This is a genomic window from Barnesiella propionica, from assembly GCF_025567045.1.
Lineage (GTDB): Bacteria > Bacteroidota > Bacteroidia > Bacteroidales > Barnesiellaceae > Barnesiella_B > Barnesiella_B propionica.
Map to the genome: position 1 here is coordinate 160,973 of NZ_JAOQJK010000003.1, position 21,496 is coordinate 182,468.

At 41.2% G+C, this 21,496-nt stretch carries 18 protein-coding genes and 1 pseudogene; 8 read left to right on the plus strand and 11 right to left on the minus strand.

Going from position 1 to position 21,496, the window contains the following annotated elements:
* Nucleotides 1-65: 65 nt before the first annotated feature.
* On the minus strand, nt 66-965 hold the full coding sequence (locus OCV73_RS05380) for an AraC family transcriptional regulator (RefSeq protein ID WP_147550031.1): 900 nt from the start codon (nt 963-965) through the stop codon (nt 66-68).
* Nucleotides 966-1,224: 259 nt separating this feature from the next.
* Here OCV73_RS05380 and OCV73_RS05385 point away from each other — a divergent pair, with 259 nt between their 5' ends.
* From OCV73_RS05385 to fucO, 5 genes are read left to right on the plus strand one after another with little or no spacing between them, the layout of a single operon-like run.
* Nucleotides 1,225-2,703 (plus strand): rhamnulokinase, encoded by a 1,479-nt coding sequence (locus OCV73_RS05385; protein WP_147550033.1) that lies wholly within the window; start codon nt 1,225-1,227, stop codon nt 2,701-2,703.
* Between the two features lie 18 nt (nt 2,704-2,721).
* On the plus strand, nt 2,722-3,978 hold the full coding sequence (locus OCV73_RS05390; protein ID WP_147550036.1) for an L-rhamnose isomerase: 1,257 nt from the start codon (nt 2,722-2,724) through the stop codon (nt 3,976-3,978).
* A 12-nt stretch (nt 3,979-3,990) separates the two neighbouring features.
* Nucleotides 3,991-5,022, plus strand: coding sequence for an L-rhamnose/proton symporter RhaT (gene rhaT, locus OCV73_RS05395; RefSeq protein ID WP_147550039.1), 1,032 nt, complete (start codon nt 3,991-3,993; stop codon nt 5,020-5,022).
* Between the two features lie 29 nt (nt 5,023-5,051).
* The gene (gene rhaD / locus OCV73_RS05400; protein ID WP_147550042.1) at nt 5,052-5,861 is read left to right on the plus strand and encodes a rhamnulose-1-phosphate aldolase; all 810 of its coding nucleotides are present in this window, start codon (nt 5,052-5,054) and stop codon (nt 5,859-5,861) included.
* 29 nt (nt 5,862-5,890) lie between these two features.
* On the plus strand, nt 5,891-7,045 hold the full coding sequence (gene fucO, locus OCV73_RS05405; protein ID WP_147550045.1) for a lactaldehyde reductase: 1,155 nt from the start codon (nt 5,891-5,893) through the stop codon (nt 7,043-7,045).
* An 81-nt stretch (nt 7,046-7,126) separates the two neighbouring features.
* On the opposite strand, the gene OCV73_RS05410 is transcribed toward fucO, so the two are convergent.
* The 4 genes from OCV73_RS05410 to OCV73_RS05425 all read right to left on the minus strand — a co-directional run bounded on the left by OCV73_RS05410 (nt 7,127) and on the right by OCV73_RS05425 (nt 12,322).
* Nucleotides 7,127-8,530 (minus strand): phosphatase PAP2 family protein, encoded by a 1,404-nt coding sequence (locus OCV73_RS05410; RefSeq protein ID WP_167551213.1) that lies wholly within the window; start codon nt 8,528-8,530, stop codon nt 7,127-7,129.
* Nucleotides 8,531-8,669: 139 nt separating this feature from the next.
* Nucleotides 8,670-10,184: a 4Fe-4S binding protein gene (locus OCV73_RS05415; RefSeq protein WP_147550051.1), complete on the minus strand. Its 1,515-nt coding sequence runs from the start codon at nt 10,182-10,184 to the stop codon at nt 8,670-8,672.
* A gap of 29 nt (nt 10,185-10,213) precedes the next feature.
* Complete coding sequence (locus OCV73_RS05420) at nt 10,214-11,146, minus strand: DUF362 domain-containing protein (protein WP_147550054.1); 933 nt, start codon at nt 11,144-11,146, stop codon at nt 10,214-10,216.
* 57 nt (nt 11,147-11,203) lie between these two features.
* Complete coding sequence (locus OCV73_RS05425) at nt 11,204-12,322, minus strand: DUF362 domain-containing protein (RefSeq protein WP_147550056.1); 1,119 nt, start codon at nt 12,320-12,322, stop codon at nt 11,204-11,206.
* A 212-nt stretch (nt 12,323-12,534) separates the two neighbouring features.
* Here OCV73_RS05425 and OCV73_RS05430 point away from each other — a divergent pair, with 212 nt between their 5' ends.
* The 3 genes from OCV73_RS05430 to OCV73_RS05440 all read left to right on the plus strand — a co-directional run bounded on the left by OCV73_RS05430 (nt 12,535) and on the right by OCV73_RS05440 (nt 16,017).
* Complete coding sequence (locus OCV73_RS05430; protein ID WP_147550059.1) at nt 12,535-13,362, plus strand: 4Fe-4S binding protein; 828 nt, start codon at nt 12,535-12,537, stop codon at nt 13,360-13,362.
* 11 nt (nt 13,363-13,373) lie between these two features.
* Entirely contained in the window at nt 13,374-14,438 is a 1,065-nt protein-coding gene (locus tag OCV73_RS05435; protein WP_147550062.1) for an acyltransferase, read from the plus strand.
* Between the two features lie 505 nt (nt 14,439-14,943).
* Complete coding sequence (locus tag OCV73_RS05440; protein ID WP_147550065.1) at nt 14,944-16,017, plus strand: lipocalin-like domain-containing protein; 1,074 nt, start codon at nt 14,944-14,946, stop codon at nt 16,015-16,017.
* 309 nt (nt 16,018-16,326) lie between these two features.
* On the opposite strand, the gene OCV73_RS05445 is transcribed toward OCV73_RS05440, so the two are convergent.
* From OCV73_RS05445 to OCV73_RS14540, 6 genes and pseudogenes are all read right to left on the minus strand, one after another.
* Nucleotides 16,327-16,884, minus strand: a complete 558-nt coding sequence (locus OCV73_RS05445) for a GNAT family N-acetyltransferase (RefSeq protein WP_147550068.1) — start codon at nt 16,882-16,884, stop codon at nt 16,327-16,329.
* A gap of 106 nt (nt 16,885-16,990) precedes the next feature.
* On the minus strand, nt 16,991-17,500 hold the full coding sequence (locus OCV73_RS05450) for a DMP19 family protein (protein WP_147550071.1): 510 nt from the start codon (nt 17,498-17,500) through the stop codon (nt 16,991-16,993).
* A 301-nt stretch (nt 17,501-17,801) separates the two neighbouring features.
* The gene (gene kbl / locus OCV73_RS05455; protein WP_147550074.1) at nt 17,802-18,995 is read right to left on the minus strand and encodes a glycine C-acetyltransferase; all 1,194 of its coding nucleotides are present in this window, start codon (nt 18,993-18,995) and stop codon (nt 17,802-17,804) included.
* A gap of 7 nt (nt 18,996-19,002) precedes the next feature.
* Entirely contained in the window at nt 19,003-19,959 is a 957-nt protein-coding gene (locus OCV73_RS05460; RefSeq protein WP_147550077.1) for an NAD-dependent epimerase/dehydratase family protein, read from the minus strand.
* 404 nt (nt 19,960-20,363) lie between these two features.
* A complete protein-coding gene (locus OCV73_RS05465) occupies nt 20,364-20,840 on the minus strand; it encodes an RNA polymerase sigma factor (RefSeq protein ID WP_147550080.1) in 477 nt (158 codons plus the stop codon).
* Nucleotides 20,841-21,201: 361 nt separating this feature from the next.
* Nucleotides 21,202-21,467, minus strand: a pseudogene (locus OCV73_RS14540) (site-specific integrase); the annotation flags it as partial.
* Nucleotides 21,468-21,496: the final 29 nt, after the last annotated feature.

The following is a 21,496-nucleotide window of genomic DNA, read 5'->3' on the forward strand; positions in this document are numbered from 1 at the left end:
ATTTATTATTAAATATACTTAAAAGCGAAGGGCCGGAAATTCCGGCCCTTCGCTTTTACAAAAAATCACTGCCTGGCCAGGCTCAACCGGTTTTTAAATTCCGACGGAGCTATTCCTTCTTTCAAACGGAAAAAAGCAGAAAAACGGCTTACACTGTCAAATCCCAGTTCATAAGCGACCTCACTCACCGAAAGAGAAGTAGTGACCAGTAATTCCTTAGCCCGTATAAGTTTCAACTGCATCTGGTACTGGGCAGGAGATATTCCTACATATTCTTTAAACATACGTCTGAACCAAGTATATCCCATTCCCAAACGAGAAGCAATATCCTCGGCCGTTAAAGGCTGACCTACATTCTCCCTCATAAGAATACGTGCTTCATTGATTTTATCCACGACCGGATTCCCGGCATACTGATTATTGATATTTTTATAATACACAAGTCCCAGAATATGAAGGGCGATACCGGACACCAACTGCTGATAACCGCTCTTTTCCTCCTCGGTATAACGTATTATTTCCTTATACGCGTTCACTACCGATTCGCTTATACCTATTTTAAATAACGGAGATTCGGGAGTAAAAAAACCGGCGGCAACCCTCTTATCAATATTTACACCCCTGAATCCTACCCAATATTCTTTCCATCCCGTTTCCTTATGCGGATGATAGCTATGCCATTCGCCCGGAAATAACATGATCATGGTCCCCGGCTGAATATCCGTTTTACGGCAAGACTCCGAGATAAACTCCCCGCTTCCATCTACAATATACACCAACTGGTACTCCTGCAAAATACGACCCATATTTTCAGAAAAAAGATAAGTAGAAGGGTGATGCAATACCGGATAAGCGCTACCCGGAACTACACTCTGGCATCCGACCGTGGTACAAGTTATCCCCCAGTTCTCGTCTGTCGTATTAACAGTTAAATATTTCAATAAATTTTCTTGAATATTTTTCATAGTGTCAATTCATATATATAAAATAATTAAGCAATAGCGAAGATAGAAATATATTTTATTGCACAATCCATTATTTACCTGAAAAATAAGATAAAATATATCAAATTCATTTCATACGTCATATATTATTATATTCAATCATATATAGTGTCATTTTTCATAACACAAATGTCATTTATAGAAAGTATTTCTATTGGGCATGCCATATATTTGTACCATCAAAGAAATTCATCATTCATTATACTACACCTTAAAAGACATGAAAGAGACAAATATTCTGGCGATAGACCTCGGTGCGACAAGCGGAAGAGCCATATTAGCCCGGCTTTCGGGAAACGATCTGCATATGCAGGAAATTTCGCGTTTCCCAAATAAAATCCTCGAAATATCAGGACGATTTTATTGGAACATATATTCATTATATGAAGAGATAATAAAAGCCATCCGGGAAACCGGGAAAAAGTGCAAGCACATCGATTCTATAGGAATAGACACATGGGGGGTCGATTTCGTATATGTAGCCGAAGACGGTACTTTACTGGGACTACCCCGCTCCTACAGAGACCCTTATACTTCCGATATACAAAATAAATACTTCTCGCATATCCCTAAAGAAACCGTCTATAACAAAACCGGGATACAATTCCTCAACTTCAATTCGCTTTTTCAAATATTCGCCGCATCCCAGGAAAACAACAGTGCCTTGAAAGAAGCACGGAGCATTCTGTTTATTCCTGACGCCTTATCATATTTGCTCACAGGAAACAAAGTATGTGAATATACGATACTGTCTACATCGCAATTTCTCAATGCCAAAGACAAAAGCATAGATAATGAATTACTCAAACCTTGCGGAATAGACTCCTCTCTCTTTCCGAAGATAGTCATGCCTGGAACCGTGATAGGAACTCTATCTGAAAATATATTGCAGGAAACGGGCATAAATTATTCCATTCCTGTAATCGCAGTAGCAGGACATGACACCGGATCGGCAGTGGCAGCCGTACCCGCCCCGGACGAAAATTTCGCCTATCTCAGTTCGGGAACATGGTCTCTCATGGGTATTGAGACTCGGCAACCCATCATCAGCCTGGAATCGTTCAAACTGAACTTCACCAATGAAGGAGGAATAGACGGCACGACACGCTTCCTTAAAAATATTACCGGAATGTGGATACTGGAACAATGCCGGAAAGAATGGAAAAAAGAAGGACATACGTACGATTTCGACCAAATATCCCAAATGGCCGATTCCGCCGTACCTTTCTTGTCTCTCATAGACCCCGATGCTCCGGATTTCGCCAATCCGCACTCTATGGCTAAAGCTATTACTGATTATTGCGACCGGACCGACCAACCTATACCGCAAACACATGCACAGCTTGTCCGCTGCATACTAGATAGCCTTGCATTAAAATACCGCATGGTCATAGAACAGCTAAAATCAGTCGCCCCGTTCCCTATCGACCGGTTACATATTATCGGAGGAGGTGCACAAAACAAATTACTGAATCAGTTCACTGCCAATGCTACAGGTTTGCCTGTTATCGCAGGACCGGCCGAAGCCACCGCTATAGGAAACATCATGGTACAAGCAAAAGCCGTCGGACTGGTCAATTCATTACTCGAAATGAGAGAGCTTATCTCCCGGTCTGTTGATACCCATTCTTACGAACCGCAAGATTCGCAAATGTGGGAACAAGCATACGAAAAATTTAAAACAATTATCTGTCATTAACCTCAAAAACGAAACACAATGAACAAAGAATCTTTAGTAGAAAAAGCGTATCAAATCGCTATCGAAAGATATGCTGCAGTAGGAGTAGACGTTGAAAAAGCATTACAGGCGTTACAAAAAATTTCCTTGTCTTTACATTGCTGGCAAACCGACGATGTCACAGGATTTGAGGATCCCAATGCACAATTATCAGGAGGAATACAAACTACCGGAAATTACCCTGGCAAAGCCAGAAATATAGACGAAGTAAGAGCCGACCTGATCGAAGCCGCTTCGTTCATTCCCGGTAATCACCGTATCAACCTGCATGCTTCATACGGAGATTTCGGTAACAAAAAAGTCGATCGTAATGAAGTAGAACCGGCACATTTCGAAAGCTGGATGCAATGGGCTGCTGAAAACGGTTTTAAACTGGATTTCAACTCGACCTCTTTCTCTCACCCGAAAAGCGGCAGCCTTACTTTAGCCAACCCCGATAAAGATATACGCGGATTCTGGATCGAACACACCATTCGTTGCCGGGCTATCGCCGAAGAAATGGGCAAACGCCAGGGCTCACCTTGTATTATGAATTTATGGGTACATGACGGAAGTAAAGACATTACCGTAAACCGCCTCTATTATCGTCAGTTACTTAAAGAATCGCTCGACACGATTTTTGCCACCGAATATAAGAACATGAAAGATTGTATCGAAGCTAAACTGTTCGGCATCGGTGCCGAAAGCTATACCGTAGGTTCATACGACTTTTATTTGGGATACGGTGCAAAGAATAACAAGATAGTGACTCTGGATACCGGACATTTCCATCTGACAGAAAGCATTGCCGACAAAATATCGGCAGTCCTGTTATTCACTCCGGAAATCATGCTGCACGTAAGCCGTCCTATACGCTGGGATTCCGACCACGTCACCATCATGAATGACGATACCCTGGATCTGGCAAAAGAAATTATCCGTTGTGATGCACTCGACAGAGTAAATATCGGACTGGACTATTTCGACGCATCGATAAATCGGATCGGCGCATATGTCATAGGTTCAAGAGCCACACAAAAATGTTTTTTACAAGCACTTCTCGAACCCCTTTCTGCCTTACGCGAATATGAGAAAAACGGGCAATTCTTCGAAAGGCTCGCATTGCTCGAAGAGAGCAAAGGTCTTCCTTGGAATGCCGTATGGGATTATTTCTGCCTGAAAAACAATGTACCTGTAGGAGAAGAGTTTATTACAGAGATACAGAAATACGAAAAAGAAGTCACTTCAAAACGTTAAAAGAAAAATGTTATGAATACGTTCATAGGCTTACTCATTATAGCCATAGGCAGCTTCGGACAATCCAGTTCTTATGTTCCTATTAAACGGATAAAGGATTGGAGCTGGGAAAGCTTCTGGCTTGTACAAGGAATTTTCGCATGGTTAGTGTTCCCATTTCTGGGAGCACTACTTGCTATTCCTGACGACAGAGGATTATTAGAATTGTGGAGTTCGGGGGGTGCGCTGCCATCCGTCATTTACGGTGTTTTATGGGGTGTCGGCGGACTGACTTTCGGATTAAGCATGCGCTTTTTAGGCGTGGCTTTAGGACAGAGCATCGCTCTGGGAACCTGTGCCGCCTTCGGTACTCTCTTTCCGGCGATATTCGGAGGTACGGATTTATTCCACGGAACAGGACTTACCCTCTTGATAGGCGTATGCATCACTTTGGCCGGTATAGCAACTATAGGATATGCAGGAAGCCTGCGTTCTAAAAACATGACCGAAGAAGAGAAAAAAGCAGCCGTAAAAGACTTCGCTCTGACAAAAGGACTGCTAGTCGCACTTCTGGCCGGTGTTATGAGTGCCTGTTTCGCTTTAGGGCTGAATGCCGGAAGTCCTATAAAAGAAGCTGCTATCTCGGCGGGAGTCGAAAGTCTTTATGCCGGACTACCGGTTATTTTCCTGGTCACTTTAGGGGGATTCCTGACAAATGCAGTGTATTGCATCCAACAAAATATAAAGAACAAATCGGGACACGAATATTTTTCGGTCAGCGGTAGCAAATTAATAAACAACCTTTTATTTTGTGCATTAGCCGGAGTTCTCTGGTATTCTCAGTTCTTCGGACTGGAAATGGGAAAAAGTTTTCTCACCGACAGCCCCGTTTTGCTGGCATTCTCCTGGAGCATACTCATGTCCCTGAACGTAACGTTCTCGAACGTATGGGGAATTATCCTCAAAGAATGGAAAGGTGTGAATAACCGTACGATTCTGGTACTTGTACTCGGATTAATAGTACTCGTTTCATCTATCATCGTGGTAGCGACGGCACAAGCTTAACGGACAATTTATATAGAAACATGAATCAAATGAAATCAATATTGGAAAACAGACCGGCTCTGGCGAAGCAAGTAGACGAAATAGCCGAAGTTGCCGGATATCTGTGGCAAAAAGGCTGGGCAGAACGCAACGGAGGAAATATTACGGTGAACATCACCGGAATGATAGATGATGAAATAAGACAAATGCCTGCTATCAGCAAAAAAACGCCTATAGGAAAAACTTTACCAAATCTGAAAGGATGCTATTTTTACTGTAAAGGAACAAACAAACGTATGCGGGACTTGGCAAGACGGCCTATGGAAAACGGTTCCGTAATCCGCATTTGCGACGATTGCGCAAGTTATGAAATAATTGCAGATCAGGCTGTCAAGCCCACATCAGAATTACCTGCACATTTATCCATGCACGATTATCTCATAAGTAACGGTTCAGGTTATAAGGCAGCCATTCATACACATCCGATAGATTTGGTAGCCATGACCCATAATCCGGCCTTTCTGAAAAAAGACGTACTCTCACATTTACTCTGGAGCATGATACCCGAAACAAAGGCATTCTGTCCCAAAGGATTGGGAATTGTCCCGTATAAGTTACCCAGCTCTATCGAATTGGCAGATGCTACTTTGGAGCAGCTTAAAGAATATGACGTAGTCATGTGGGAAAAACATGGCGTATGTTCGGTAAGCGAAAATGTTATGGAAGCTTTCGATATGATAGATACTTTATCCAAATCGGCACAGATATACCTTACGGCCAAGTCCATGGGATTTGAACCCGACGGCATGACCGACGAACAAATGAAAGAGATGACCGTTGCTTTCAACTTACCGAAATGATTTTAACACCGCAATAAAACCGTAACTATATGAACAGAATTATTTTAAACGAAACATCTTATTTCGGAGCCGGAAGCCGGAGTGTTATTGCTCTCGAAGCTTGCCGCCGGGGATTTAAGAAAGCTTTTTTCGTGACAGATAAAGACCTCATAAAATTTGGTGTTGCTGATGAAATCACCAAAGTATTCAATGAGAACAATATATCGTACGAACTATATAACGATATCAAAGCGAACCCGACTATCACAAATGTACAAAATGGCGTAAAGGCTTTCAAAGCTTCCGGAGCAGACTTTATTGTCGCTCTCGGAGGAGGCTCTTCCATCGACACGGCAAAAGCGATAGGAATCATTGCTAATAACCCCGAATTCTCCGATGTAAAATCTTTGGAAGGAACTGCCGATACAAAACATAAAGCAGTACCGACATTCGCATTACCGACCACTGCCGGCACAGCCGCCGAAGTCACGATAAACTACGTGATTATAGATGAGGATGCCCGTAAAAAAATGGTATGTGTAGATCCCAACGATATACCTGCGGTAGCCATTGTCGATCCCGAATTAATGTATTCCATGCCCAAAGGACTTACCGCGGCGACAGGTATGGATGCTCTTACACATGCCATAGAAGGATATATAACGCCGGGAGCCTGGGCCATGAGCGACATGTTCGAATTGAAAGCCATAGAAATGATTGCACAAAATCTGAAAGCAGCCGTAGATAACGGAAAAGATAAGACAGCCCGCGAAGCTATGTCGCAAGCTCAATATATCGCAGGTATGGGATTCTCGAACGTAGGTTTGGGTATCGTACACTCCATGGCTCATCCCCTGGGGGCATTTTACGACACCCCGCACGGAGTGGCAAACGCTCTTCTGCTACCCTATGTAATGGAATACAACGCTGATTCTCCGGCCGCCTCAAAATACATCAACATCGCTAAAGCAATGGGTGTTAATACAGAAGGAATGACGGAAGCGGAAGGAGTAAAAGCCGCTGTAAATGCAGTGAAAAAACTTTCCTTAAGCATACATATCCCGCAAAAACTATCAGAAATAGGAGTGAAAGAAGAAGATATTCCGTCACTTGCGGTAGCCGCATTCAACGATGTGTGTACCGGAGGGAATCCTCGTCCCACATCGGTAGCCGACATAGAAACACTTTATCATAAAGCATTTTAAATACAGATATACCGAATCATGCGAAAAGGCTGAAATTGAAGAATTCTTCAATTCAGCCTTTTTATTATCTATAATATATTATCAGAACAAAATACTAGCCGATGCCCCGAGAGTGAATACATGATAATTTCTGTCCGAAACAAAGGTCACCGCAGCATCCGGCAATGCATTTTCTTTAAAATCGTACCGCATACGCGTCATATCGTAATCGCAGAAAATACGGGCGCCGAAATTCCGCTTAGCCACATATGTCACCGATAAGCCCGTAGCCAGACCTGCACTACCCCGGTGTCCCATAGTTATTTGAGTCCCCAATAAACGACGATGGGGGAAGAGGTTGTATCCACCCAAAAGCTTCGTTCCTACCAGCCATCTTGTCGTCGCCGGTACGGACAAATATATCCCCGGATAGAAAGAAAAAACATCCACAGGCTCCATATATGTATCTTCAAAACCAACTAAAGCAACCGGCATACTGGATACGGTTAAACGACTGCCTACTCCCAGATACGGATTCAAGAACCAGGCTCCCTCCGCTCCCACACGACTACCCGTTTTTACAGATAGTACATATTCATCCGATAACCTCGTATTGACCTGCTGCAAGCAAAATCCCATATAAATTCCCAGAAACGAGGGATTACGCCACGCCAGGCTGGGATCATAGTATTTATCCTGACGTTCAAGCCCTTTATCCTTAAAAATCAAATCGGCCAGATAATACCCCAGTTCTGTAGAAAGTATTCCTATACCTGCACCTACCAGCACATCCGATAACCAATGCTTATTATTCAATTGCCGGGATACTCCGGTAAGCGTTGCTACCGAATAAGCGCCTATACTATACCAGGGACTTAATCCTCCATACTCTTTATGCAACATAGTTGCCGTCATAAAGGCTGTAGCGGTATGTCCCGACGGGAACGAATGTCGGTTAGAACCGTCCGGGCGCTCCACCTTCATCGTATATTTCAAGGAATTTACAGCAAGAGCCATAATAGCCGTAGAGAATGCATCGGACGTAAGCATGCGCCCCCATGAACTGCGGCTGGGGACGCCGGCAGCTTTTAGACCCACCATAACCACAGCCGGAGCATATTGCGTATAATCGTCATAATGGTAACGGAATTTAGGAATATATTCATTCCGCAGATTTCTAAAATGTTCGCCCTCTCCCTTTAAGGCGAATCCCGCAGCAATGAGCGGAACCGGAATATAACACATCTGATACCACCGGTTTTCCGTTACCTTATCCCAAAATACTTTCCGAGGCGTTGTCAGTGAACGGCGTCCGAGACTGTCCCGTTCGATACTCAGAAATCTTTTGGCTTGTGCTTTGTCTCCTTGTATAACGACATTCAAACTGTCGATTCCGTCACGAACCGGGAAATAAACTGTATCTGCAGATTCTTTACCATAAGCCCCGCAATAACATATCAAAAAAAACAAACATAGCCAAATACATTTGACTTTTCCCTTTTTCATAAGCAAAAGCATTAATTGAATTCTATCTATGCCGGATATGCTCCGGTAACAAAATGATTCTATCTAATAAAAAACGAATGCATTACATAAATAGTACATGCAAACATATTATTAACGGACCTGAAAGCACAGGAAATATTCAAAAGCCGAAATCATCGATCTCCACATTCTGACCTTCTGTTTCTTTGAAAGGTTCCGCCTTCTTCTGAATTTCATTTCCTTCCACATGAATAGCCCTGAAAGGACGCACCGGACACACATATTCACAACCACCGCAACCTACACATATATCAGGATTTACAGACGGAATGGTAAGGCCATCTTTATAAGGAATCATAGAAACTGCCTGAGTGGGACAATGTTCCGAACAGGCTCCGCAACTCGTCGCATTGGTATATACGATACAATTATCTTTTATAAATACGACACGTCCTACTTGCGTTTCGTGTTTTTCTTCAATGGTAAGAGGCTTTATTGCACCGTTAGGACACACATCGGAACACACTGTACAATCGAAATTGCAAAATCCTTTTTCAAAACTCATCAAAGGTTGCATCATTCCGCCTAACCCGTATTCCAGAAATGCCGGTTTCAACACATGCGAAGGACAACGGGTTACACATAACTGGCAACCTGTACAATGTCGGGATAAATGTTGTATGCTCTTCGCGCCCGGAGGAGCTATAGGATACTTCAGCGTATAAGGCTTATTCTTGTTAACCTCAGCTTCGGCTTTCTCCGTAATCGACAAAGGGGTTGCCATCACAGCAACCGCAGTCGTTGCCAAAAAACGACGTTTCGACTTATCAACCGGCTCCGTCCCTTTTTTTATATTCATCCCTTTCTTAGCCTTTCCGGCAAATCGGATAGCATGCTGACTGCAATTCTCTATACAGTCAAAACACATCACACAACGGCTGTGATCTATAACATGATTTTTCGTATCGATACAGGAGGCCTTACAGTTACGTCCGCATTTTCCACACCCGTTACAGGCCGGCTTGTTTATATCTATCTTAAACAAAGAATACCGGGATATAAAACCGAGTACCGTTCCTACCGGGCATACAGTATTACACCAGATACGACCATATTTCCAGCCTAAAAAACCGATGAGAAGGAACGTGAATATTCCTATCAGCAAAGCAGCCAGAGTACGGACGACCATATCGACGTAATAAAAATTATAATTGTCAAAATGCATACATATCCATGCCAGCATATTATTTCCAGCCATATATACAGGCTTGAAAACTTGTACGGCTACACGGCCGTATGCACTATAAGGATCCAGTAAAGTCAATAACAGGGGGAAACCCAGCAAAGCGGCTGCCAATACGGCGGCAAGGACTGACCATCTCAACAGAGTCTTAGCCGGGTGATATGTATATTTCTTCTTTTTCCCTATGCGGCTCATAATATCCTGAAATACTCCCATAGGACATATTGAAGAACAATATACACGTCCCAAAACGAAGGTAAGAAGAAATAAAAAGACCAATATTCCAATTTGCAATGATAACAAAGCAGGAACGAACTGCATATGAGCCAACACATGCATACCATCAGGCAGCAAGCCTGCAAAATCTATAAAATAGAAAGTTATCAGAACAAAAAACAAAAGCGATATCCCTATGCGGATTTTCCTCAGCATAATTAATTCTATTTTTATCGTTGAGACATTTATATTTTTATCCTTTTAATACGTATGCTATCCAAATCCATCGTCCCTATTTTCAACTCCTGTGCATTCTTCAGATGTGAAACAGATTCGAGCGGCATCGTTCGTATCTGATTGAAAAATTTAGCAGCTGCTGTATCTACCGCAACAATATCCGGCGAAATGAACAGCCCTTTGGGCATCACTACATCGGCGGCGGATTTTCCCCGGGGGCCATTCGTCTTCATTACCCGGTACGCATCCACGACATTCAGTACAGCCTTTTTTCTTAATGTACATATATCAGCTATACACTGTTGCAGGTCGTTTTTATGAAAAACACCCCTGTCCCAAACGATACCCATATGGTTTTTCATTGACATCGTAAGATTGGCTCCTCCGTGGTTTTTCAATATCGGAACATTGATCCACGCATCACAATCCAATATGGCCTTATGAACTTTAGCCGTTTTTAATTTTTTCCCGCGAGGCAACGCAACTTCTTTATAATAAGACTCTTCATGAGCAGGCATTACCTTAGCACCGGCAGCTTTCGCTGCCGATTCAATACCGCTGTTCTCATAACATTTGCGCCAATCGTCACACGTGTGGTCAAAAACGACGACTTCTTTAGCTCCAGCCTCAAAACATTGTTTAATAATTTCCTGTACAAGTTTAGGATTGGTATTACCGGCCAGCTCAGGTGTTTTATCCCAGCCGATATTCGGTTTGACCACTACTTTATACCCCGGTCTGATAAATCTCTTCATTCCGCCCAACTCTGTAATAGCCCGGCGAAACATAATTTCCGGTTCTCCACCCATTACTGCGACCAGATCACAGGCACTTCCGGACTTAGCCGTACTCTGTGCCATTACATCCATGCCGTCATGAAGTCTCAATGTAAGCGCCGCCCCTGTTATGGCGGCGGCTTTCAAAAAATCCCGTCTATCCATTATCCTTTGTTTATATATAAAAACGGCCGAAAATAAATTTTAACCGGCCAAACAAGTTCAAACCTTAATCAATTCATATCTCATAGTTCCCAGCCCTATACGTTCGGCATGTTCCAGCCCGGCTTTCCAATTCGTATCGGGATGAATAAGATGGAATTTATCCTCTCCTTCCAAATGTTCATGAGGACGCATTTCCGATAACTTATTTACACCTGTTACCGGAGCCTGCATAACCAGATCGGCACATGCCTGATCCAACGCCACCGGGTCAAAAGAAGCCAGAATTCCAAGATCAGGAATAATGGCGGCATCATTATGATTCCAGCAATCACACTCCGGAGAAACATTCATAATGAAACTGATATGGAAATTAGGCTTGTCTTTCAACACTGCCTGGGTATACTCGGCAATTTTATAATTAAGACGCTCCGAAGTATCGGAATCTCCCATAACTGCCGCGTCATACTGACATAAAGCCACGCACTGGCCGCAACCTACACATTTCTCATAGTCAATCGTAGCGATACGGTTTTCGTTTAAATGTATGGCGTCATGGGCACAATGTTTCACACAGACGTTGCATCCTTTACAATGAGTATCTATCACCTGAGGTTGTGAAGCGCAATGCAATTCCAGTTTTCCTCCGACACTGGCCGATCCCATCCCGAGATTTTTGAGAGCTCCGCCGAAACCGGCCTGTTCATGCCCCTTAAAATGATTCATGGAGATTACGATATCGGCATCGGCAATCGCAGAACCTATTTTCGGCGCTTTACAATATTCTCCGTTTATTTCTACCTCCCTGTACTCCGTCCCTTTCAGGCCATCGGCTATAATCACCTGACATTGAGCAGATATAGGATTATAACCATTTTCCATAGCACTTTGCAAATGATCGACCGCATTCGCCCTGCGTCCCGAATATAGTGTATTAGAATCTGTCAGAAAAGGTTTTGCCCCCAGAGAACGCAACAAGCCCGCCAGACGGGCTGCATAATTAGGACGAAGATACGCCAGATTCCCCGGTTCTCCGAAATGAATCTTAATAGCCACAAATTGCTGCTTAAAATCGATCGATTCTATTCCGGCCTTTTTAACCAGTCTTTCCATTTTATCCAGCAAATTACTCGAAGGAGTAGTACGAAGATTCGTAAAATATACTTTTGATCTTTCCATAATGAGTACTCTTAATTCTACGGTGTAAAAATAAGTATTTCTGTATTATTTTTCAATGACATTTTCTTTTTTTTCTTTTATAAATAGCTTGATTTTTAAAATTATAACCCGTACTACACTCTATTTTATTTCTCGTTAAACGACTCTTTTTATATTTGCTACTCTCACTTCTACACTATATCTTTGTAACAGATAATACCAATACTCCATATATGAAAATACAAAAAGTCTATACCATCTCTTACTCACCCACACGTACCTCTTTTAAAATAGCGACTGCCGTAGCAGAAGGAATAGGAACAGAGATCATCCCTCTGGATATTACTCACAAGATACCCGGGAATATTTCCTTTGAAGATAATTCCATTGCAATAATCGCAGCGCCCGTATATGGAGGTAAAATAGCACCTGTTGCAGCAGAAAGATTAAAGCAGATACAGGTTAACGGTATACCGGCAGTCCTCATTGCCACTTACGGAAACAGAGATTACGAAAGAGCGGTTCTCCAACTTGACGAGCTGGCTGTATCTCAAGGATTTAAAACGATAGCAGCCGCGGCTTTCATCGGAGAACATTCGTACAGCAGTGAAAAGAATCCTATAGCGATGGGAAGACCCGATAAAGAAGATTTACAAACAGCACATGAATTCGGTCGGAAAATATGCCGGAAACTGGAAGCAGCAAAGGCCCCGGAAGAATTAAGAATAGATGTCAGCCATATGAAAAAAGCAAAAAGTCCGTTGCTTTCCAAGCTACAGTTTATCTTCTTCGTACTAAAACTGCGTCATTCCAAAATACCCGTTCCTAAAGCTCCGGACACCGATATTACTTTGTGTAAACATTGCGGAGCTTGCACGAAAGCGTGCCCTGTCAATGCTATTCCTGCAGGAAATGAAACATGGACCGACGCACGACTCTGTACACGCTGCTGCGCCTGCGTGAAAGTATGCACATATAAAGCACGCCGGTACGAAACACCCTTTGCTCCGGCACTCTCTACTTATTTCCGGGAAAGAAAAGAACCGTCCCTGTTATTATAATTAATAAAATCATGGCAAAAGAAAGAGAGTCCGGCATAGAATTATTACGTATCGTATCGATGCTCTTCGTACTTATCCTGCATTTTATCGGAAGCATAGGACTTCCCACCCGTCTGGAAACAGAACGTTTACCCATCGACTCGCTCAAGGTTATACTGGAATGTGCCGCACTGATAGGGGTTAACTGCTTTGTCCTGATATCCGGTTATTTCGGCATACGGCCGCGCATACACAGTTTCGTATCTCTTTTCCTTCAATGTGTTTTTTACTCGTTAGGCATCTACATCATTCTGGGATGGCTGGGATATCTCCCGTTCAACAGTCAGGAAACGACATCGGCCCTGCTCGTATTCTCCCAGGACAGATGGTGGTTCGTATCGGTATATGTAGTATTGTACATGATAAGTCCCATGCTGAACAAATTTGCCGAACACGCTTCCCGGAAAGAATTTGTCAATGCTTTGTTTCTGCTTGCCGTTGTCGATATATTCTGGGGATTTTTCCTGCAATCTCCCTATAACCCCGAAGGCTATACCTTATATCATTTCATTTTTATTTATATGGCAGGCCGGTATCTGAAATTCTGGTATCAACCGGGTAAAAATAAAAACAGATACCTTGCTGTCTTCATATTCTGTATTTTATTAAACGCCGGTATCTATTTCGGCAAACTAAGTTTCATACCTTACTCTGTCGGAAAATATTTCGGTACGTTACATTATCACAATCCGCTCACTATCATAGCAGCCATAGCATTTTTTATGTATTTCCGGAACTTGCACATAAAAAGCAAGGCTATCAACTGGATAAGCACTTCCGCTTTTGCGATTTACCTTATCCACCTGCATCCGCAGGTATACTGGCCTCACCTGCGTCCCTTTATTCAAAAAATTGCCTGTAATGCGGATAATTACTTTACAGGAATTCTTCTTTTAACCCTGCTTTTAATAACAATATTTATCGGCTGTATTCTCATCGATAAAATACGTATGGCCATAACAGAACCTGTCGCGAGAGTTATCAGTAAAACAGGGGAAAAACTTATCACCCGTTACCGGGATAAAAAAGGTATCTGATTTCATCCGTTTAATATAGAAGCCATACAGTTCTGACTCTAAGGCCGGTTCTGTAGTTATTAAGCCACAAAACTTTTCAGGGAACCAGCTCTTTCCCGGCATATCCGGTTTTAAGAGCAGCAAGATTATGTATATCAATATACCCCGAATGCACACTTTTGTCTACCGGTATGATATGTCCTTTGGGGACTCCGTATGGACCAAACAGACTGAATAACTATCCTATCCGGCAGTCCCTGCACGACATTCATAAAAAGATCATAGACTCAACAGGGCGTTTCCTCTACACAGTGTAGATACCGGATAAAAATTTCCGGTCAAACAAAAGGAATCCCTTTAATCCTTAGTAAAGCCCAGTAAAATATATTTATTTACAATCCAGTCTTTTATTTTTTGGATTAATTTTTTATATTTACAGTGGTACGACAAATAGTGTATATGAATAACAAAAAAGATATTCGGGAAAATATACATTACATAAAAAAATAAATTTAATATTATTACGATGGCAATAAAATCAATATTTAAAAGAGTAAGCGAAATTATAATTGCTTCAATATTTACAGCCTGCAGTGGAACAAGCATCGAGGGATCGTGGGTAGAACCTGTACCGGATATGGACCACATGTTTCAAGGCATTAAAATAGAAGCTGGCGGGAAAGCTTCTTCTATCAACATGACGACACTCCAATATGAAACATGGGAAAAGAAAGGGGACAAATTAATTCTGACAGGAAAGAGTATAGGAAATCATCAAACTTTGTCTTTTTCCGATACATTAACAATAGAGAAACTGACACAGGATTGTTTGATTCTTAACAACGGATATAACCTCTTGAAATATTCCAAAGCGGGCAAAGAAGAAGCAAGGGACATCATACCCGCTTCGGCAACACCATTCTACGTAAACGGAGAATTAATTATCGGACATGAGGTACGTTCTTTTATGCAAAAGGGAGATTCGATCGATTATTGGATTGTTGATGAAACGGGGGAACTCACACAGAAGTACGATGAAGTAACAAAAGGCACGAAAAACGGAACTCCGGTATATGCAGAATTGAAAGTTATCAATATGGGCAAATCAAATGATGGATTTGCTGCCGAATATGCTGGGGTATATAAAGTGGTTACAGTGTTAAACGTTGAAAACAATGATCCAAAAGCAAAAAAAAGAGACAATAATATAGTTAATCATTCCATTACAGAAGACAACCTAAAAACAAAGCTAAAGATAGCATCTGGCTTGGGAGATTTGACAGCACGCTATTTTGAGGGAACGATTACCGATAATTCGTATTGCAGCCTTATTATATACAACTATAAACACAGCGGCGACGGTATATTTTCAATCAGTATTATCAATGCAAACAAGGAGTTGTTTACAACAAACGGAACAGTATATACCTTAAAAGGAGAAAACGAAACGACACAATGGAAGTGTATTTCCAATGATGGTAAAGAGACTTTTTATTTCTTACTGGATTTAAACAACAACCAAATTTTTTGGGAGCCAAACGACATAAGCTATGGAAAACACCATCAACTGAATTTGACTTTAACAGAAATAATTAAATAATTCAAGAAACCTTTCCATCCTATTTTGTCGTTAGTCCCTTCAAAATATAAAAAGGAATAGCCTAATAATTTAATTATGTTATTCCTTTTTCAATTAGATTTAAATAATTAATACTTACAAAGCCCAACTAAGCCATTAAACAAGCCTACAACGGTGTTTTCACCAGAAATTTTCTGCATTTGCATGTATATGACCCGGAACCTGCTTCACCGGAACTTTCACGACAATATTAATCCGGAATTCCGGAATATAAGTTTATTCCGGAATCTTCTCAAAGTTCCAATTTAAATCTTTGTACTATTCGGCAAATTATTCCTTTCCCCAATATTCAGGACGGTTAAGGACATCGGAACATCGTATTTGCCCCCGGCCGATATCAAATCCTTTTTCACTAACAGGCCGAACCATCCAAAAATCTGCATATTGATCCGAAATAGGATAAGGTGCGGGATAACCCAAACATGCTGCCCGAGGTAAAAACCCGTATCTGGGATAATACTCTTTATGCCCCAGAACGAAAACGAGATTGGAACCCATCTCCTGTAATAACCTGATTCCTGTTCTTATCAGCATTCCACCGAGACCTTGCCTCTGGTATTCAGGTTTCACCGCCACAGGAGCAAGAATATGCATCATAGGCTGCTCTTTCCCATCATTAAAATAAACCCGGGTAAAGAAAATATGTCCTATCGCCTGTCCCTTATGAAAAGCTAAAAGGGAGACTATAGGTTCCGCACTCTTATCAGCTAAAAGACGGGATACCAATGTTGCTTCATTTTCACTGCCGAACGCCTGCCTTTCAACATCCATGATATCGTCGAAATCTTCAGATGTAGTTTCTCTTATTTTTATATCATTTAAATTCATCTTAATCGTTTTGTTATTAATATTCATATAAAAGAATAATATCTTTATAAAAATTTAATGGTTTGTCAAAGAACTGCGTTAGTCGTTTTCTCGGCTTATTAATCACTTATTCTGTTCCCCCAGTTAAAAACTTTTGCGGATATTGTTTGATGTATGTACCTATCAATGTATAAAGCTGTTTTTCATTTTTCACCAAAGCATAATATTCACTATCGAAAGCATCAAAAGAAAATTTTTTATAACTGTCGCTGAAACCTTTTATTGTTCCGTCCCATACGGAACATAGTTCATCCCGACAATCCGTATAATACCCATCGGCTCGTTTCACTACATCCGCTATCCGGTTTGCGCCAAGTTCGGCAAACATATTTCCTGCTCGCTCGGCACGTTCGCCGCCGGAATTGTAATAATATTGATTGAAACCACCATTAAAAACTTCAGCATGCAGCTCTACTGCACACATTATGTCGTCGAATATCTCAATCTCCATGTTACTTGCCAACTCTCCGTCTATGAATTTCCGACACAGTTTAGCCGCTGGAAGCCGCTCTATAAGTTCCTTTGTTATTCGCTCTGGACGAGTCAAGCCCAACAACTTTTTAATCCATTGTATCATATTGCCGTCGTTGAATTGTTCATATGATAAAAAGTGAAACAAAAAATACTGCGGATAAGAAAAGGCCCGGAAAGGAACAAAAAGAATAATCTATGAAAAAACAGATTATTTACCCCACCAAAACCTTACTTAGACTTAGACTTAAACATAAAAATTTTATTTATTGCAAAGTAATAATAATTCCGAACATCTATTAGAATACCCGTCATATTTTCCTGCAAAAAACTTTTATTTAAATAAAACCTGTGGCTTTTCTAAATAAGAAAAAGCCACAGGTTCATATAAATATATTAAAAATGCTCTAAGATATAACTCCCAATTGTTTTCCTACGCAACTAAATGCATCGATACATGCATCCAGCTCTTCCCGGTTATGGGCTGCAGATAATTGTACTCGTATTCGGGCCTGTCCCTGAGGAACTACCGGATAATAAAATCCCGTTACATAGATACCTTCTTCCAGCATCCGGGCAGCAAATGTCTGAGATAGTTTCGCATCGTACAACATAACGGCGCATATAGCCGATTGGGTAGGCTTGATATCGAAACCGGCCTCCAGCATTCTACTTCTGAAATATTCCACATTTTCCATCAGACGTGTATGTAACTCATCACTCTCGTCCAGCATCTTAAAAACTTCTATACCGGCTCCTACCACGGCAGGAGGCAAAGAATTAGAAAACAAATAAGGACGGGAACGCTGACGCAACATATCAATAATCTCTTTCCGGCCCGTAGTAAAACCGCCGATAGCCCCTCCAAAAGCCTTGCCCAAAGTTCCCGTATATATATCGATACGGCCGTACAAATTATATAATTCACTCACACCATGTCCGGTTTTTCCGACCACACCGGCCGAATGACATTCATCTACCATAACCAACGCATCATACTTCTCTGCCAGATCGCATATTTTATCCATAGGAGCTACATTTCCGTCCATAGAGAAAACACCATCCGTAACAATAATCCGGAATCGTTGTGTCTGGGCCTCCCGAAGACATTTTTCAAGTTCGCCCATATCAGCATTGGCATACCTATATCTTTTCGCTTTACAAAGCCTGACGCCATCTATGATAGAAGCATGGTTCAGCGAATCGGAAATAATCGCATCTTCTTCGGAAAATAACGGTTCGAACACACCGCCGTTAGCATCGAAACAGGCTGCATATAAAATCGTATCTTCCGTTTTGAAATAACGAGCGATACTTTTTTCCAGTTCCCGGTGTATGTCCTGTGCCCCGCATATAAAACGAACCGAGGACATACCATATCCATGCGTATCCATTGCGTGCTTGGCTGCCTCTATGAGCCTGGGATTATTGGATAATCCCAAATAATTGTTTGCACAAAAATTCAATACCCGTCCATCCCGTTCCTTAACCTTGATAGACGCACTCTGAGGAGTCGTAATCGTACGCTCCTCCTTATATAATCCGTTATTACGAATAGTAGTCAGTTCCTCAGTAAGGAACTCTTTCATCTTGGAGAACATAGGCTTGTTATTTATGGAGTTTCTGTTTCAAATGCACAATCATATCGGTCGTCATGGACGACAAATCATACCGCGGTTTCCATCCCCATTCCTCACGCGCACAGGTATCGTCCAGGGAATCAGGCCATGAATCGGCAATCTTCTGTCTCAACTCATCGATACGATACTCCATTTCAAAATCAGGATAATGTTTCCGTATCTCAGCATATATCATTTCCGGATCGAAACTCATGGAAGCGATATTGAAAGAATTCCGGTGAATAAGTTTATCCGGATCGGCCTCCATCAGCATGACGATCGCATGCAAAGCATCCGGCATATACATCATATCCATATAAGTTCCGGCACTTACCGGTGTATAAAACTTCTCACCGGCTACAGCTGCATAATAAATTTCCACAGCATAATCGGTAGTACCCCCTCCCGGAGGAGTCACATACGAAATAAGTCCGGGGAAACGTACCGAACGGGTGTCAACCCCATATTTATAATAATAGTAATCGCTCAGCAGCTCGCAACTCACTTTACTGACGCCATAAATCGTCCGGGGACGCTGAATCGTATCTTGCGGCGTTTTTATTTTAGGAGAGGAATCTCCGAACGCTCCTATAGAACTGGGGGTAAACAAAGAACAACCTTTCTCACGACTAATTTCAAGAAGATTCAAAACCCCGTTAATCTGGATATTCCAGGCCAATAAAGGCTTTTTTTCGGCCTGAGCCGACAAAATAGCAGCAAGATTGAATATCGTATCGATATGATAACGGTCCACAATGCCAGCTATCTGTTGGGAATTGGTCACATCTGCTTCTTCCATCGGACCGGAATCACGTAAACAATCAGGGATTTGCACTCCGGCAATATATCCTCCCACTACATGTTCGGCCCCATATAAAGAACGTAAGCTCACCATCAGTTCCGAACCAATCTGTCCGGTAGCACCTATTACAAGTATATTTTTCATTCAAATAACACGATACTGTTTTTTCAGAAATGGCTTCTCCATTCCCTGTTCTTTTCGGGTGTGAAATTAGAAATAAATTCCTAATTAAAAGAGTCTTTTTTAGTATTTCTTTACAACACAAATACTGGTTATAATCGTCCGTAAAAAGTATCAGAGAACACAAATCCTCCTTTTTATTTCATTTTAAAACTTTCTATATCATATTAATTAAAAAAATAAAGTTTCCTCATTCGTTCAACTCAAATCCATTAACCCAAACAAAAAAAATATATTACACAATTTTCAATCCGGGAAAGAATTCTATAATCTTCATCTGCAGTTCGTAACAGAACGGCTCAGCCCAACTTATCATTATATAACACAGATAAATAATACTGTAATATATCCGCGAGAAGAATAAAAAACTACTCTAACGTTTTCCTTAATTTCCCCCGGATCGTATGAATCCTACTTCTTACCGTTCCGATAGAGATATTCAACGTCTCGGCTATTTCTTCATATTTATACCCCTGCAGGAACATTTCAAAAGTCAAATGTTCCTGTTTCGACAAATGCTTTATCAGTAATTCGATAAGGTTTATATCATATAATTCGTCCGATAACTCTTCTGAGAAAAGAACATCGGACTGATTTTCTAAGGGAGTCATATTCATCTTCATAAATCTCCGGTACTCATTGATGAACGTATTTCTCATTATAGTGAACAGCCAAGCCTTGAAATTTGTTTTCTTAATAAATTTATCCAGATTCTCAATGGCTTTTAAATAAGTTTCTTGGAGTAAATCTTTCGCTGATTCCTGATCTTTAGTCAGATAAATGGCATATAATTGCAAAGAAGGGGCTAATCGTTTAAACTCACTTTCAATTTCTATATTTTCCATCAAATATCATTAAAAAATAAAATAATAGAAAGAGCCCTTCCCCGGTATTGGCAATTTTTGGCAAATACGCAAGGCGTACCGCACTCAGGGAAGGGACCTCTTTCTTGTTCCTTCCTGTGCAATACGCCCGTTAAATTTTTACCAAAAAATTGCCACTTCAAATATATGATATTTATCACACACTCTATAATATTTATCTATATATTTTCATGATTAGACTCATCCCATTCGTTATTTTTTTCAAATTCACGAAATAATGTCAACAAAAATGGTCGCTTAATTTTATTCGAAACCAAGCGACCATTTAAGTGTAGAACTATGATACATTAATTGATTTTGATGGAACAATAAAAACGGGTTACGATAGCTTTTTCCACTCCGGTTCGAAGTCTTGATAAATCTGATAGAATTTCACACACAAGATATCAATACAATGGCTTCCTTCTGCCGAATGATGTCTCGGTTTGTTGATTTCTCTTTTTCTTGCAGTCAATGAGGAACGTTACACTTCACTTTAATTAAAGTTCGACATATAAACGGTCATAAGTGAGATGCTCACTTCCTCGTTTTTAACAAGTTATTTAAGAAGAACAGCTCGCTGAATCTTTTTCTCTCCCTACGGCTCAATTCTTAATGATACAAAGTCAGGAAACCAC